The sequence below is a fragment of the Burkholderia plantarii genome, from assembly GCF_001411805.1.
In the GTDB taxonomy this organism is placed as follows: Bacteria; Pseudomonadota; Gammaproteobacteria; order Burkholderiales; family Burkholderiaceae; genus Burkholderia; species Burkholderia plantarii.
The window spans coordinates 2,105,549-2,119,977 of the sequence record NZ_CP007213.1 but is presented as its reverse complement, the minus strand read 5'-3'; the positions used below and the strand labels follow the sequence as shown (position 1 = coordinate 2,119,977).

At 69.4% G+C, this 14,429-nt stretch carries 12 protein-coding genes; 2 read left to right on the top strand and 10 right to left on the bottom strand.

The genetic code is table 11. The features are described from left to right. Window positions 1–20: 20 nt before the first annotated feature. Both bpln_RS26120 and bpln_RS26115 read right to left on the bottom strand, forming a co-directional pair. A complete protein-coding gene (locus bpln_RS26120) occupies window positions 21–1,472 on the bottom strand; it encodes an aldehyde dehydrogenase (protein ID WP_055140447.1) in 1,452 nt (483 codons plus the stop codon). Between the two features lie 39 nt (window positions 1,473–1,511). Beyond that, window positions 1,512–2,339, bottom strand: coding sequence for a p-hydroxycinnamoyl CoA hydratase/lyase (locus tag bpln_RS26115; RefSeq protein ID WP_055140446.1), 828 nt, complete (start codon window positions 2,337–2,339; stop codon window positions 1,512–1,514). 383 nt (window positions 2,340–2,722) lie between these two features. On the opposite strand from bpln_RS26115, the gene bpln_RS26110 reads away from it, so the two are divergent. Beyond that, window positions 2,723–3,250 (top strand): MarR family winged helix-turn-helix transcriptional regulator, encoded by a 528-nt coding sequence (locus bpln_RS26110; protein ID WP_055140445.1) that lies wholly within the window; start codon window positions 2,723–2,725, stop codon window positions 3,248–3,250. A 56-nt stretch (window positions 3,251–3,306) separates the two neighbouring features. Here bpln_RS26110 and bpln_RS26105 read toward each other — a convergent pair whose 3' ends face one another. The 3 genes from bpln_RS26105 to mhpT all read right to left on the bottom strand — a co-directional run bounded on the left by bpln_RS26105 (window position 3,307) and on the right by mhpT (window position 7,549). Next, window positions 3,307–5,040, bottom strand: a complete 1,734-nt coding sequence (locus bpln_RS26105) for a tannase/feruloyl esterase family alpha/beta hydrolase (protein ID WP_055140444.1) — start codon at window positions 5,038–5,040, stop codon at window positions 3,307–3,309. Between the two features lie 18 nt (window positions 5,041–5,058). Further along, window positions 5,059–6,201, bottom strand: coding sequence for a porin (locus tag bpln_RS26100; RefSeq protein ID WP_055140443.1), 1,143 nt, complete (start codon window positions 6,199–6,201; stop codon window positions 5,059–5,061). Between the two features lie 100 nt (window positions 6,202–6,301). Next, entirely contained in the window at window positions 6,302–7,549 is a 1,248-nt protein-coding gene (gene mhpT, locus bpln_RS26095) for a 3-(3-hydroxy-phenyl)propionate transporter MhpT (RefSeq protein ID WP_055141228.1), read from the bottom strand. 296 nt (window positions 7,550–7,845) lie between these two features. Here mhpT and bpln_RS36175 point away from each other — a divergent pair, with 296 nt between their 5' ends. Beyond that, on the top strand, window positions 7,846–8,370 hold the full coding sequence (locus tag bpln_RS36175; protein ID WP_148654188.1) for a hypothetical protein: 525 nt from the start codon (window positions 7,846–7,848) through the stop codon (window positions 8,368–8,370). A gap of 116 nt (window positions 8,371–8,486) precedes the next feature. Here bpln_RS36175 and bpln_RS26090 read toward each other — a convergent pair whose 3' ends face one another. From bpln_RS26090 to bpln_RS26070, 5 genes are all read right to left on the bottom strand, one after another. Continuing rightward, window positions 8,487–9,251: a thioesterase II family protein gene (locus bpln_RS26090; RefSeq protein ID WP_055140442.1), complete on the bottom strand. Its 765-nt coding sequence runs from the start codon at window positions 9,249–9,251 to the stop codon at window positions 8,487–8,489. Further along, on the bottom strand, window positions 9,248–10,384 hold the full coding sequence (locus tag bpln_RS26085) for a Gfo/Idh/MocA family oxidoreductase (RefSeq protein ID WP_055140441.1): 1,137 nt from the start codon (window positions 10,382–10,384) through the stop codon (window positions 9,248–9,250). The genes bpln_RS26090 and bpln_RS26085 overlap by 4 nt, the downstream gene beginning before the upstream one ends. Then, entirely contained in the window at window positions 10,384–12,594 is a 2,211-nt protein-coding gene (locus tag bpln_RS26080) for a phosphopantetheine-binding protein (protein WP_055140440.1), read from the bottom strand. Before bpln_RS26080 ends, bpln_RS26085 begins: the two co-directional genes overlap by 1 nt. 163 nt (window positions 12,595–12,757) lie before the next feature. Next, the gene (locus bpln_RS26075) at window positions 12,758–13,189 is read right to left on the bottom strand and encodes a hypothetical protein (RefSeq protein WP_055140439.1); all 432 of its coding nucleotides are present in this window, start codon (window positions 13,187–13,189) and stop codon (window positions 12,758–12,760) included. A gap of 194 nt (window positions 13,190–13,383) precedes the next feature. After that, window positions 13,384–14,370, bottom strand: coding sequence for a helix-turn-helix transcriptional regulator (locus bpln_RS26070; protein WP_055140438.1), 987 nt, complete (start codon window positions 14,368–14,370; stop codon window positions 13,384–13,386). Window positions 14,371–14,429 lie beyond the last annotated feature (59 nt).

The window sequence follows — 14,429 nt, the reverse complement described above, 5'->3', positions numbered from 1 at the left end:
CGCGTGCGCCGCCATCGCCTTCAGATCGGATAGTGGCGCGGCGTGGTCTGCACCGTGATCCAGCGCAGTTCGGTGAACTCCGCGATCGACGCCTTGCTGCCAAAGCGCCCGTACCCGCTCGCCTTCACGCCGCCGAACGGAATCTGCGCTTCGTCATGCACGGTCGGACCGTTGATGTGGCAGATGCCGGATTCGATGCGCCTGGCGAGGTTCATCGCCCGTCCGATGTCGCGGCTGAACAGCGCCGCCGACAGGCCGTACTCGCTGTCGTTGGCCACGCGCAGCGCTTCTTCGTCGCCGTCCACGCGCTGCACCGTCACGACCGGGCCGAACGATTCGTCCGCATACAGCTTCATGTCGCGCGTGACGTTCTCGACGATCACGGGCTGCATGATCGCGCCGCTCACTTCGCAGCCGAGCGGCAGCCGTGCCCCCTTCGCGCGCGCGTCGTCGACGAGCGCCTGGATGCGCCGCGCCGACGCCTCGCTCTCGAGCGTGCCGAGAATCGAACCCGGCTGCGACGGGTCGCCGGCCTTCAGCGTGCGCGCCTTCGCCACCAGCTTGTCGACCAGCGCGTCGGCAACCTTCCGATCGACGATCACGCGTTCCGTGGACATGCAGATTTGCCCCTGGTTGAAGAACGCGCCGAACGCGATGCCGTCCACCGCCGCGTCGAGATCGGCGTCGTCGAGCACCAGCACCGGCGCCTTGCCGCCCAGTTCGAGCAGCGCGGGCTTGAGGTGGCGCGCGGACAGCTGCGCGACGATGCGCCCGACGCGCGTGGAGCCGGTGAAGTTCACGCGCCTGACGAGCGGATTCGCGATCAGCCGCTCGACGATCGCGGGCGCATCGCGCGGCGCGTGCGAGAGCACGTTGACGACGCCGTCGCCGAGCCCCGCCTCGTGCAGCACCTGGCCGATCAGCCGATGCACGCCGGGGCAGCCCTCCGATGCCTTCAGTACCACGGTATTGCCGCAGGCGAGCGGCATCGCGAGCGCGCGCGTGGCGAGAATCACCGGCGCGTTCCAGGGCGCCATGCCGAGCACCACGCCGCACGGCTGGCGCACCGCCATCGACAGGCTGCCGGGCACGTCGGACGGAATCACCGCGCCGTCGATCTGGGTGGTCATCGCCGCCGCCTCGCGCAGCATGTTGGCGGCGAGCATCACGTTGAAGCCGTACCAGTTCGCCATCGCGCCCGTTTCGGCGGCGCCCGTCGCGACGAACTCCGGGGTGCGGGCGTCCATCCGGTCGGCCGCCGCGAGCAGCCGCTTGCGGCGCTCGGTCGGCGACAGCGCGGCCCAGCCGGGAAACGCGCGGGCCGCGGCGGCCACGGCCGCGTCGGCGTCCTCCGGCGTGGCCGCGGCCGCGCGCGTGGCCACGGCGCCGGTGGCCGGGTTGATACGCTCGAAGGTGCCGCCGTTCGACGCCGGCCGAGCCTGACCGTCGATCAACAGACCGATCTCGTTCATCGTGTTGTCTCCTCCGTGTGCCCGGTCGAGCCGACCGGATCAGCGCTTGTAGGCCTGCAGGCCCGGCTTGATGCTCTTGTCGTCGAGAAACTGCTTGAGGCCCTTTTCGCGGCCGCCTTCCTTGTCGCGATGGTTGGCCTGATCGAGCTTGGCGTACAGGTAGTCCTCGTTCTGCTCCCAGGTCAGTTCGCGGCTACGCTTGAAGCCGTGCTTCGCGTTGCGCAGCACCACCGGGTTCTTGTCGAGCAGCTTGGCCGCGAGCGCGACGGTCGCCTCGCGCAACGCCGCGCGCGGCACGCTCTGGTTGACGAGGCCCATCTGCGCGGCCTGCGTGCCGGTGAAGGTGTCGCCGGTCATGATGTAGTAGAGCGCCTGGCGGTGGCCGACGGTGTCCGCCATGGCCTTGCTCACCAGGTTGCCGGGGGGAATGCCCCAGTTGATTTCGGACAGGCCGAAGGTGGCTTCGTCGGCCGCGATCGCGAGATCGCAGGCGACGAGCGGCGAGAACCCGCCGCCGAAACACCAGCCGTTGACCATCGCGATGGTCGGCTTCGAATACATGCGCAGCAGCTGCCATTGCCAGCGGCTCGCGTCGCGGCGGATGCGCTCCTGCACCACGTCCGAGGCCGCGTCGACCTCGCGGAAATATTCCTTCAGGTCCATCCCGGCGGTCCACGCATCGCCTTCGCCGGTCAGCACCAGCACCCGCGCCTCGTCGTCGAGCTCGAGCGTTTCGAGCACGTCGATCATTTCCTTGTTCAGCGTCGGGCTCATCGCGTTGCGCTTCTCGGGGCGATTGAGTACCACCCAGCCGATGCCCGCCTCGACCGTGACCTTGACCGTCGTCCAGCGACCTTCATAGCTCATTGCATTTCTCCGTGAATGGTGCCGCAGGTGCGGCCTGAAAACAATTTACTATCAGGCTACCTGATATGTAAAGTGGAATGTCGCGGTGCTGGTAAAAACCCTGAACGGGGCCGGGGTCATGGTGCAGGCGGCGTCGGGTTGCCCGTCGCGGGGCGGGGGCGCGAACCGCCGGCCCGGACGGCCGCGTGCGCGGCGATGCCGAATGCGGTTGGCCGCGGCGTTTCGCGACGCGCGTGCGTGCGCCGCGCTTGGCGGCCGCGCGGCTGAACGGGGCGCGGCGCCGACTCGCCGATCCCGCGCGCCGGATGGCCGGCAGCATGCGGCCCGGCGTTCGGCGTGGATTATGATTGACCCTGTTCCACTCCTCGAACCCACGCGAACCGATGACCACGAAGCCCCGGGCATCCACGAAAAAGACAGCCTCCGCCGCCGCGCCTGCCGCTTCCACCGCATCCGGGATCGTGGCGCCGAACGGCGCCGCGCCCGCCGTCCATGCGCCGATGCGGCTCACCTACCTGATCGGGCAGCTCGACCGGATCGTGTCGCGGCGCCTCACCGAGGCGCTCGCCATCCACGGCCTCACGCTGCCCCAGTTCACCGCGTTGTCGGTCCTGAACGGCCGCGGGCGTTCGTCGAACGCGCAGTTGGCCGAGCGCTCGTTCATCACGCCGCAGTCGGCCAACGAAGTGGTCAAGACGATGGAATCGAACGGATGGGTCACGCGGGAGCCGGATCCGGCCAATCGCCGGATCGTGCTGCTGCTTCTGACGCCCGCGGGCAAGGCGCTTTTGAAGCGCTGCAATGAAAGCGTCGACGAGATCGAACGGTCGATGCTGGGCGACATGAGCACCGACGAGCCGGTGCTGCGCGCGCTGCTGCACGGCTGCGTGAAGAATCTCAGGGAGCGTTGAGCGCCGCGGGCCTTCGCGCCGCTACCGTCGCGGCGCGAAGGCCCGCGGCATGCCGCTCAACGGCATGCGAAGCTGCTCGCGCGGTTCACGTCGCCGCCCGTATAGCGCGCTACCTTCGGGTAGGCGCACAATGGCCGCGTGCGCCCCTGGCCCCAGCTCGCCGGCACGTCCGGATTCGGCGTGACATTGCTCGCATCGCGCGCGGTGGCCGTCACGCTGTCCGGTGCCTTGCCCTGTTCGACCCAGGCGATCAACGGCGTCAGCATGTCGAACTGGTCGGTGCTCGGTCCGCCGCTGCAATGATTCATGCCGGCAATCGTGTAGAGCCGCGCGAAATTCGTCGCGTCGCCGCCGTTCGCGCCGGCAAGCCGCTGATACCAGTCGGTCGTGTCGTTGGACGAAAACACCGGGTCGCTCGTGCCGTGATACACCATCAGCTTCGCGCCGCGCCGCTTGAAGGCGCTCAGGTTGGTTTCGTCCGGCGGCGTCATGAACGACCACGCGGATTCGGTGTAGACGCCGCTCGTCGCGAAGATCTTCGGCGCGTCGCTGTCCATGCTGAAGTTCAGCGCGTATGACGACAGCCGGCTCAGCTCCGACGCGCCTTGTGGCGGCGTCGAGAACACGAAGGCCGCGGCCGCCGGGTCGAGCGTGATCGAGTTGCCCTGCTTCCATGCCGACCAGCCGGCGCCGAGCCCCGCATCGTACGGAAAGCTCGCATAGAGCGCGTTGCCCGCGCTGTCGCGCGCGCCGGAAAACACGTTGCCGATCGCGTCCTTCTGCGCGCCGCTCAGGCAGGTGCCGTCACGCACGTTCCCCGCGCAGGTGGGCACGTCGTTCGCGAGACTGAAATTCGCCTGACATGCCTTGATGTCCTGGATCAGCCCGTCGGCGACGCCATCGAGCGCGTCGCACTTCGCGAGGATTGCCGACGCCACCATCTGGCGCTCGGCCGCGGTGAAGCCGGTGGTGATGTCGGGCAGGCCGTTCGCAGTGGTCGCCGTGGCCACTTTCGCCAGTTGCTGCGCGCTCCACATTTCACCGATCGCCGCCTTCGGCAGATGAAAGCCCGGATCGCCGGCGATGATGCCGTCATATTCGCCCGACGAGCGCGCGGCCGTGACCATGGCATGGCGCCCGCCGTTCGAGCAGCCGTCGAAATAGCTGCGGTCCGGCGCCTTGCCGTAGGCGAGCTTGATCACCTGCTTGGCCATCGGCGTGAGCGTGTCGACGGCCGTGTAGCCGTAGTCGAGGCGCGCCTGCGGATCGAGCCCGAACAGCGGATTTTGCGAGGCGCTGTGCCCCGAGTCCGAGCTGATCACGGCGAAGCCCATGTTGAGCGCGTCGTTGGTCGGACCGCCGCCGCCGATTTCGCCGGTGGCCGTGACCACGCTGCCGTCGAGCCCGCCGTTGGCCTGGTAGAAGAAGCGCCCGTTCCAGGCGAGCGGCAGACGCATCTCGAAGCCGATCGCGTAGGTCTTGCCGTCCACGCTGCTGACCCGCTGGTTCATGCTGCCCTGGATCAGGCAGTGCTCGGCGATCGGCTTGCCCGCCACCGTCAGGGTGCCCGCGGCCACGTCGGTCACGGAACTGAATACCGTATTGGCGAACGTGAGCCTCGCGCCCAGCGCCGCGCAATTGCCGGCGAGCGTGCCGGGCGTGGCGGCGCTCAGTTGCGGCAGCGTGCCGGTGCCGGCGGAAGCATCCGGGGCGCCGTCGCTGCCGCCGCAGGCCGCGAGCGTGAGCGTGAGCAGGGCCGCCACCGCGGCGGCGATCGATGTGTGGTTCATGGGGGAACTCCGGAGTGTCTAGAACGTGTGGCGCATGCCGAGCATCACGCCGGTCTGGCCCACGCCGGCCGCGGGCGTCGTGCCGCCGCCGCCGCCGCTGACGGAATAGCGGGCCTTCGCACTGTTGCCGAGATAGGAGGCCTGGGCATAGACGGCCGTGCGCTTCGACAGCAGATAGGTGCCGCGCAGCGTGCCCATCGTCGCGCGCGTGTCGTGCTGCGGGTTGTCGATGTGATAGACCTCGCCGTCGACGATGAAAGCGGGCGTGACGAAGTACGACGCCGCGACGAAGAACAGGTTGGTGCGCACCCCGGCGAGCGAGGCCGAGATCGGCTCGACGCGCCGGTTCAGCCAGCCGAGGCTGAATTTCGTCTTGCTGCCGAGGTTCGCGTAGGCGCTCACGTGCGTGCGGACGTCCTTGTCGGCGGCATCGACCAGCGGCGTCGGCGCGATGCCGTCGAAGAAATTCGCCGCCGCGCTGCTGCCGCCGCGCTGTTCCTCATACGAGGCCGCGACGCCGAACAGCGGCGTGTCGTACTTCAGCATCAGCGACCACTCGCGGCACTCCGTCGGGCGTCCCGCCACCGATCCCGTGCAGGTGCCTTGCCCGGGAGAGTTGCCGGTGCCGGTCGAGTCGCGGCCGAACGAATAGTTCGCCCCGAGCGTGACGCCTGCGTAGCTGCCGAGGTAAGTCACCGAGCTGTCGGCGCGCGCGTTCGGCACGTAGGCATCGAGTGAGCCGAGCCCGTAGATGTCCGGACCGATCAGGTCCGCCCCCATCAGGGCGAGATAGGTCATCGTGTACTGGCGGCCGAAGGTCAGCGTGCCATACGGGCTCTTGATGCCGACGAATGCCTGCCGTCCGAACAGCCGGCCGCCCTGGCCCGAATCACCGGCACGCACGTTGAAGCCGCTTTCCAGCGTGAACACCGCGCTGTAGCCTCCGCCGAGATCCTCGTTGCCGCGCAGGCCCCAGCGCGACGGCAGTTCTCCCGTGACGCCCGGCATTCGCAACAGGCCCTTGCCCGCCGCGTTCGCGTGCGATACGTATTCGATCCCGGTATCGATGATGCCGTACAGCGTGACGCTCGATTGCGCCGCGGCCGCGCCGCTGATCGCGCACAAGGCGCCGCAAAGTACCAGGTTGGCGGATGCTTGCATGGGTGGTGTCTCCAGACCGTTGATGACTTGCCTGACTCGCAATGTCGTTCGTTGTTATGGGTGTCTCGTGTCGGCGGCGCGCCCGAGCGCGCGTTCACGTTCAGTCCGCGGCGCGCGGGCGGCGCACGAGCATCAGCGCGGCGGCGGCGGCGATCAGCGTGACGGGGATGGTCGCGCCGATCACCGTCGACGAACTGCGGCCCATCGCCAGCAACTGGCCGGCCGCGAGCGGCCCGACCACCGAGCCGAGCCGCCCGATCGCCACCGCCGCGCCGACGCCGGTGCCGCGCATCGCCGTCGGATAGAACTCCGCCGACAGCGCGTAGAGCACCGATTGGCCGCCGATCACGAACATTCCGGCAAAAAAGGCCGCCGCGACGAACGCGCCGAAGCCGGGCGCCATTGCCAGCGCCGCGAGCGACGCGATGATGCCGGCATACATGCCCGAGACGATCAGCGTGGGGCGCAAGCGATCCATCAACGTGCCGATGAACAGCGCGCCGAGCCCGCCGCCGATGTTGAAGAAGATCTGCACGTAGCCCACCTGCACGCGCGACAGGCCGCTCGCCGCCATCAGCGACGGCAGCCAGTTGAGCAGGAAGTAGAGGACGATCAGCGTGCAGAAGAAGCTGACCCAGATCTGCACGGTGGACGGCGCGCGCGCTTCGCCAAACAGAATCCGGCCGACCGGCGCCGGTTTCGCGCGGCCGTAATCGGACGCCTTCGCGAAGGCCCTCGAATTGCCGAGGAACGCGAGCAACAGCGGCACCAGCACGAGGGGGCCCGCGCCGCCCACGTAGAAGATATGGCGCCATTCGGTGTCGCCCACGCTCAGCATGCCGATCACCGACGCGATCAGCCCGCCGAACGGAATGCCGCAATACATCACGCTGACGGCCGTGCCGCGCGAGCGCGGCTCGACCGCCTCCGAGGACAGGGCGATGAGGTTCGGCAGGGCGCCGCCCAGGCCGATCCCGGTCACTATCCGCACGATTGCCAGCATGTGGAGGTCGCGGACGAACGCGGTCAGGATCGAAAGCACGCCGAACAGGCATACGGAAATCACCAGCACGCGCTTGCGGCCGATCCGGTCGGCCAGCCGGCCGCCGAGCATCGCGCCCGGCAGCAGGCCGAACGTGCCGGCGCTGAAGACCACGCCCATTTGCGCGACCGACAGGCCGAACTCACGCGCCATGCGGGGTGCCGCGACGCCGACCGATTGCAGATCGAGCCCTTCGAGCAGCGCGACGGCGAAACACAGGCCCAGGGTCACGGCGGCACTTGCGCGAACGGTCGTCGCGCCACCGTTCCTGTTGCCGAACGAGGTGGATGAGTCAACTCTTTTCACGTAGCAATCCTGATTATTGTGTGACGGTTCGAACAGCCGGAACAAAGCGGGCTTGCCTCGCCTGTCGATGCGGCGCGTTCTCGTGGCTCATGCACGGCGCGCGCGCCGCGAGGCGCTGCGAACACGCGGTGGCCGGATGAGCACGCCGGGATTCACAGTGGCTCGATTTAATATCAGGGAGACTGATAACACAAGCAAATGGCGTTCGGTGAAAACACCTACTCGCCCGGGAATACGCTCAGGGGGCCGCTGCGCCGCGTGACGTGGTGCGCTTGAGATGCCGGGCCGATCGGGCCGTGTCGGGAATCGGCCTGGTCGATGGCCACGGTAGCGAACGGATACGGATCCCGCTCGATAATCGACTGGTTGGTCGCCGTGGTGGCGACGGCGACGCCTCGGCGGAACGGCCGATGGCTGCGGGTGCGGGATTGGTATCGCGCCGTCACGCGGCGATTTTGAAGCGGCATGCCACGGCGTCGACCTGGCTTGCCAACGCGTTCCCGGTCGGCTACGGACGGCTGAAGGCGACGCGGCCACCGCATGCCAGCTCGCCGGCGGATGTCGAGGACTTCGCAGTGCCGTCGTTCGAGGCGCTCGCCGGCATCGGCGGTCCGCCGGGCATTCCGGCCGCGCCAGCCGCGCCAGCCGGCAGCCGGTCCGGCAGCGCGGTGCCTGACGTGCCTTGCGAACGAGTGAATCGTCCTGAACGGCTTAAAGCCAGGCGTCAGGCCACGCAATCGCGTTCAAGCCTCCACGGTTTCCCGCGAAGAACCAAATATCTTGACCCTGGCCGCGACGGTCAACGGCCATTGCACGGGTGAGACGAGGCATCGGCGAAGGCTCGTTCGAAGGGGGGACATCCGCGCCCGGACAACCTTGCCGCGCAACGCGGCGGCCGATCCCGATCGCCCGGGTGGGACACCTGCGGGTCGGCAGGTCATCCGCCGGCGGAAAGCGACTCGAGCCAGCGCGTGATCTGGCGTAGAAACGCACGCGGCCGACGGGTCACGTAGAAATGGTCACCGGAAATCGCGATCGGCTCGTCTGCATGACGCAGCCATTCGCGCCAGGCGGCTACCTCCTCGCACGACGCCTCGGTATCGCGGCTGCCCCACACGAGCAGCGAGCGCGTCGCGACGGGCGGCACGGCGGGAGGGGCCAGGCGCCGGTAGGCTTCGGTGATCCGGAAGTCGTCGCGCAGCATCGGCAGGAAAATCGACAGCAGCGCCGGGTCCGACAGCAACCTGGTGTCGGTGCCGCCAATCTCGGCCAGTTGCTCGACGAAGGCTCGGTCGCTGCGCTGACTGAGCAGTCGGCGCCCCTGCAGATGCGGCGCGTGGCAGCCCGACAGCACCAGCGCATCGGGTGCCGCGCCGCGCCGTTCGAGAAGCAGGCAAGCCTCGAACGCGACCTGCGCGCCCAAGCTGTGGCCGGCCAGCGCGAGCTTGCCGGGCCGTGGCGCCGCCGCGAGTTCGTCGGCGAGCTGGCTGGCGAGTGTATTGATATCAGCGGCGCCCGGCTCGCCCATCCGGTGGTCCCGGCCGGGATAGATCGCGAGCGAGGCATCGAGGCCGACGTCGTCGATCGTGCGCCAGCTTCGGAATGCGCCGCTGCCGCCGCCCGCGAACGGACACATCACGAGGAGCCAGGCAGCGGGCTCGGGTGATGTGAGCCAGGGCCGCAGCATCGGAGCGTGCGTCATGTCGCATTCACCGTGTCCGGCGACGACGACGGGGCCGCGAGCGTGCGCGGGTCGAGCGCGGGCGGTGCCGCGACCTGGCGTTCGCGTGCCGGTCCGGCGCATTGCAGCGCGCGTTGCCAGAGGCGTGCCAGCGCGAGCTGGTACGTGGCATCGAACGCCGCGGGCACGGCCGCGCCGTCGAGATGACGCGCGAGCAGGTGCAGGACCCTCGCCACGCCCGCTGGCGCATCGATTTCGAACGCGTCGCCCCAGCGCGCCGGCGCCGCATGCAGCACCGCCGCCGGTGGCCAGCCGAGATAGGGACGCTCCGCGCTGCCGGCCCGATACAGGCTGTGGTGGTTGTCGCGATGGCGCGGATCGTAGGGCGAGGAGGTCCAGACGACCGGGCCGTAGCTGGCGTCGAGCGACAGATAGCCGGACGGCCAGCCGAGCGTGAGCTGGTGCATCACCAGGCTGTGCAGGTCCGGGTCGTCGGGATCGAGCCAGGTCTGCAGGCGCAGCAGCGCCCGGCAGCCGGGCAGGCCGACGCTCAGCAGTTGAAAATCGGGGTTGTCGTCGGGGATCGGCTCGACGATGGCGTTGGTTGTGCCGCATGCCTGCAGCAGCAGATCGAGCGACGAGTAGAGCAATTGCCGACTCGTCGCGAGGTGGGCGAAACGGGCCGGCGCGTTGCCGAGCGCCAGCGCCACGCGACGGGCCTGCTCGATCCAGCAGCGGCCGGCCGCGGTGTGTGCGTAGAAGCCGTTGACCCAATAGATCCGGCCCACCTCGCTGGCCAAGCGCTGCAGCCGCACGATGTCGTCGGGGTGCAGCGGGTGCTCCTGCACGACATGGGCGCCGCGTTCGAGCATCGCCTGGGCCAGCACGGTACCCATCCCGCCCACCACCGCCGAGCGCACCACCACGCAGGCGATGTCGATGTCGGGCGGCACCTCGTCGAGCGAGGTGTAGAGCGCGATGCCGTAGGCCTGGGCGAGCTGCCGCGCGCGCGGGCTGCCGTTGGCGAGCAGGCCCGCGAGCTCGAAGCCCGGTCGCGCCTCGAGGAAGGCGTTCAGATAGATTTCGCCGAACTTGGCGCCGACCACCAGCACGCGCCGGTTGCGCGCGGCGCCGAATCTCGCGTTGGGTGTCATCAGGAAGCCTCCGAGGAGCTGTGAGCTTGCTGCCGCCACTGCCGGATCAGCGTGGCGACCTTTACTGCGCTGGTTTCGTCGAGGACGAGCGACCAATGGTCGGCGTCGAGCGTGTGGCGCTCGGCACGGGCCTGCCAGTCGTGCCAGTCGGCTTCGCCGGGCTGCCAGTGCGCCGGGCGGCGTTCGGCGGTGAGCCACAGGCAGCGAATCGGCAGCGGCACTGGCGCGTGATGGCGCGTCAGCAGCGCGAGCAGCTCGCCCGCGCGTTGCAGCCAGCGGCGGGCATCGTCGGTGCCGGCCGCCGCGGGCAGCAGCCCCGCCTCGCGCGCGGCCTGGGTGAAGCAGGCAAGCTGGGCATCGGTGTCGAGTTCGCCGAACGACTCGGGTAGCGTCAGTCCGCCCCGGCCTTGATCGAGCAGCCGCAGCAGCGATGCGCGGTCGCCGTGACGGAAATCATCGCGGCATACGGGGTCGAGCAGCACCAGTTCCACCGTGTCGCCCGCTTCGTGCAGCACGCGCGCGGCCGCGGCCGCGGTGAACGCGCCGAACGACCAGCCGACCAGAGTGCAGAGACCTTGCTTGCGCGTTGCGCGGATCGCCTGCGCATAATGCGTCGCCAGCGCGTCGAGGCTGTCCGGCAACGGCGCGTCGGTGGCGCGCAGGCCGTGGACGCGGCATCCCAGCTGCCGCGCGAGCGGCAGATAGGCGGCAAGCTCGCCGTCGGAAGCGTGGAACACGAACACCTCGTCGGCCGCCTCGCCCGCCGCGAGCGGCACGATGCAATCGGCCGGATTCGCTGCATCGGCCGCCGCCGGGGCCGCGAGCGTGGCGCAGAACGCGGCGAGCGTGCGAGCGGCGAACAACGCCTGCAGATTCGCTCCGCGCACGCCGCTGCGGCTCAATTGCGCGACCATGCGCGTGGCGATCAGGCTGTCGCCGCCGCATTGGAAGAAGTCGCTGTCGCCGCTGACGTCGCGATCGAGCAGCGTGCGCCAGAGTGCGCCGACCTCGCGTTCGAGCGCGGCCTGCTGCGCCGGGGGAGGGGCCGCACGGCCGGGGGCGGCCATGAGGGGATCGCCGCCTTCGTCGCGCGGGTCCGGGCCGGCGGCGGGGCCGGTTCGCAGCGGCGCGTAGCGATCGATGTGCTCGCACTGCCGCATCCGCACGGGCGGCAGCGCATTGCCGAAGCGGGCGCGCAGTTCTCCGGCGAGCGTCGGCAGATCGAGCCGCCCGCCATGCTCGGCGCGGGCCAGCACGAGATGCTGGCGCAACGGGCTGCGCTCGGCATCGGGCCAGACGAGCTCCACCGAGAAGCCGGCCCGCGCGAGCGCGTCGCGCCACATCGGCAGGTCGAGCATCGGCTTGTCGTCGACGGTGCGCTGGTCGTCGTAGCCGTTCAGGCCTTCGATGAAGCCGATGCTGGCCAGCTGCAGCATGCTGCTGCGCTCGGTCGCCTCGATCATCAGCAGCCGGCCATCCGGCTTGAGCAAGCGGCCGATCCGCCGCAGCGACGCCACCGCGTCGCGCGCGTCGTGCAGCACGTTGACCGCGACGGCGAGGTCGTAGCCGGCTTCGGGATGCGCGTCGAAATCGACGGCCGCGTTGATGTCGAACAGCGCGTAGTCGAGCGCCGCGTGGCCGGCGAAGCGCCGGCGGGCGTCGTCGAGGAACAGCGGCGAGACGTCGGTGAAGCGGTAGCCTTGCAGCCGGCCTTCGAGCGCCGGAAGCAGGTGGCGCGTAGTGGCCGCGGTGCCCGCGCCGACTTCGAGCACGGCCAGACCGTCGTGCGGGGCGGCGAGCGCGCGGGCGATCTGCGCGGCGCCGCGATTCAGGCAGTCGATCGCGGGGTTGTCGCTGTAGAGCGCGTCGGCGACGCCATCGCCGTCGCGCATCGTCGGCCAGTGCCGGGGCGCCGGGTCCGGCTCGGCCGGCGGCGCGGGCGGGTGTTGCAGCAGCTGGCGCCAGCCTGCCGGCGTCGGCTCGCGGTACAGGTCGCGCATCGTCAGCGCGTAACCGTCCGAGCGCAGCCGGTTCAGCCACGCCATCAGGCGCATCGAATCGAAGCCGAGTTCCAGCAGGCTGGTGTCGTCGCCGAGCTCGGCGGCGTCGATGCCCAGCTCGGCGGCGAGCGCGGCGCGCAGCGAATCGCCATCGAGCCGCGTGCGCGGCGCTGCCGCGGCGGAGTCAGGACGTATTTCTGATGGTGGCATGCGTGAATATTCTGATTAGTGATGCGAATCGATGACGACGCGTGTCGGGCGAACACGCCTGCGAACGGCGACCGGCGCGGGCACGGATTCGGAATGCAAGGTGACAGGCACGCGCGGCGTCGGCCCTGCCGCGCGTGCTGCAGAGGGATCGGCGGCGATCCGTTTATGGATTCGGCTCGGTGCGCGGCCCGGCAGCCGCGTCCGAGGCCGCCGACAGCAGCGCGCGGGCCCGGGCCAGCGCGTCTTCGCGGCTGGCCGCGACCAGGAATGGGTAGGGCGCCTGATCCGACGCGTTCCAGATGCGGGCCTTTTCCTCGTGGACGCCGCGTTGTCGCGGGTCCGGTTCGATCCGGATCGCGCCCGCACAATTGCGCAGCAGCTCGACGTTCTCATGCGTCCACTGCGTATAGGCCGACATGAAGCGCGGCGAATGTCGCGGGAGCTCCTCGCCGTCGAGCAGGAACACGAACCGTTCGCCGCGGGTGTGGACCGCCTGGAATTGCGCGAGCCGCTCGTCCGCGCTCGCGTCGTCGACCTGTGCCGGCATGTGCAGCTGCACGATCGGCCAGAGCCGGGTGTCGATGAAATCGGTCATGGCGCCTCCTGGTTCGCGATGCGGGTACCGCGCAAAGCCGGCGAGGGGACGTGCGGTCCGCGCTCGCCTCGTCACGGCAGTGGAGGTAATGATAAGCATTCACGTTTTCATGTTTCTACCCGCATCGGATCAGTTCCGCTCGGATCGGTGCGGCGCGCGCTCCGCGGTCCGGGTGCGGGACCGGCAAGCCGCGTTCACTCGCGGTGAACGATCGACACCGACCGCCGGCTCTGCTTGAGTGCCGACGGGTTCACGCCGAACTGCTTGTGGAACGCTGCCGTGAAGTGGCTCGCATTGGCATAGCCCATGTCGGTCGCGACGGTCATCACCGACATGCCCGTGATCGCCAGCCGCCGGCGCGCCTCGTGCATGCGCTCGTGCTGGAACAGGCTGTAGACACCGTGCTGGAACAGCAGCCGGAAACCGCGCTTGAGCTTCTGCTCGCTGAGCCCGGCCGCCTTCGACAGTTCGACGATGGTCGGCGCGCAGGTCAGGTCCGCCAGCAGCAGATCGCGCGCGTGCAGCAGCTTCGCGTGATCGGCCCGCGGCAGCGTGCCGGGTGCGGCCTCGGCGTCGCGATGCGCGTCGAGCATCAGGCTGGTGAGCGCCAGACTCTGCCCGAGCAGCCACATCGTCGAGCGATGCACGCGGCATCCGGCCGCGCGCTGCGGTGCCTGTAGCGCGTCGCTCAAGGCCCGCGCGGTGGCGCCCATTTCCGCACAGCAGCGGCATGGCACGCAGCAGCGCCGCGAATCGAGCCGTTGCCTGAGCGCGCCGTCCATGTCGGGCGCCAGCTCGTGCAGCAGGTCGGGCCGGATCGACACCACCACGTTTTCGATCTGGCCGACGTGCGTCGATTTCCCGCGACAGTCTGGCGTATGGCTGATGCAGCTCGAACCGGCCGTCAAGGTGTGCTCGACGACCCGCCTGCGCGCATCGAACGAGAAATGCGCGTGGCCTTGCAGCGCATAGCTGAACTGCACGCGGCCCCAGTCGTCGCGGACGTTCATCGACAGCGGTTGCGGCTGGCCGCCTCGCCAGACGAGCAGGTCGATGCCGTCGCGTAGCGTGGTTCGCAGTAGTTGGTAGCCCGGAACGGTGGCTTCCGGTGCAGCGTAATCGGTGATCAGGGCCGAGACCGTGACCTCGGCCGGCGTGAGCGTGTGGCTGTGAAGCGGCATGGATATCAGGGCATCCGGGCAGTCGATGATCCGATCGGAGTGAAATCCAACCGGTTTCG

Coding starts and splice junctions, on each gene's coding strand:
- bpln_RS26085 (WP_055140441.1), bottom strand. CDS start 10,384: ATGACACCCAACGCGAGATTCGGCGCCGCGCGCAACCGGCGCGTGCTG.
- bpln_RS26070 (WP_055140438.1), bottom strand. CDS start 14,370: ATGCCGCTTCACAGCCACACGCTCACGCCGGCCGAGGTCACGGTCTCG.
- bpln_RS26115 (WP_055140446.1), bottom strand. CDS start 2,339: ATGAGCTATGAAGGTCGCTGGACGACGGTCAAGGTCACGGTCGAGGCG.
- bpln_RS26075 (WP_055140439.1), bottom strand. CDS start 13,189: ATGACCGATTTCATCGACACCCGGCTCTGGCCGATCGTGCAGCTGCAC.
- bpln_RS26100 (WP_055140443.1), bottom strand. CDS start 6,201: ATGCAAGCATCCGCCAACCTGGTACTTTGCGGCGCCTTGTGCGCGATC.
- bpln_RS26120 (WP_055140447.1), bottom strand. CDS start 1,472: ATGAACGAGATCGGTCTGTTGATCGACGGTCAGGCTCGGCCGGCGTCG.
- bpln_RS26090 (WP_055140442.1), bottom strand. CDS start 9,251: ATGACGCACGCTCCGATGCTGCGGCCCTGGCTCACATCACCCGAGCCC.
- bpln_RS26080 (WP_055140440.1), bottom strand. CDS start 12,594: ATGCCACCATCAGAAATACGTCCTGACTCCGCCGCGGCAGCGCCGCGC.
- bpln_RS26105 (WP_055140444.1), bottom strand. CDS start 5,040: ATGAACCACACATCGATCGCCGCCGCGGTGGCGGCCCTGCTCACGCTC.
- bpln_RS26110 (WP_055140445.1), top strand. CDS start 2,723: ATGACCACGAAGCCCCGGGCATCCACGAAAAAGACAGCCTCCGCCGCC.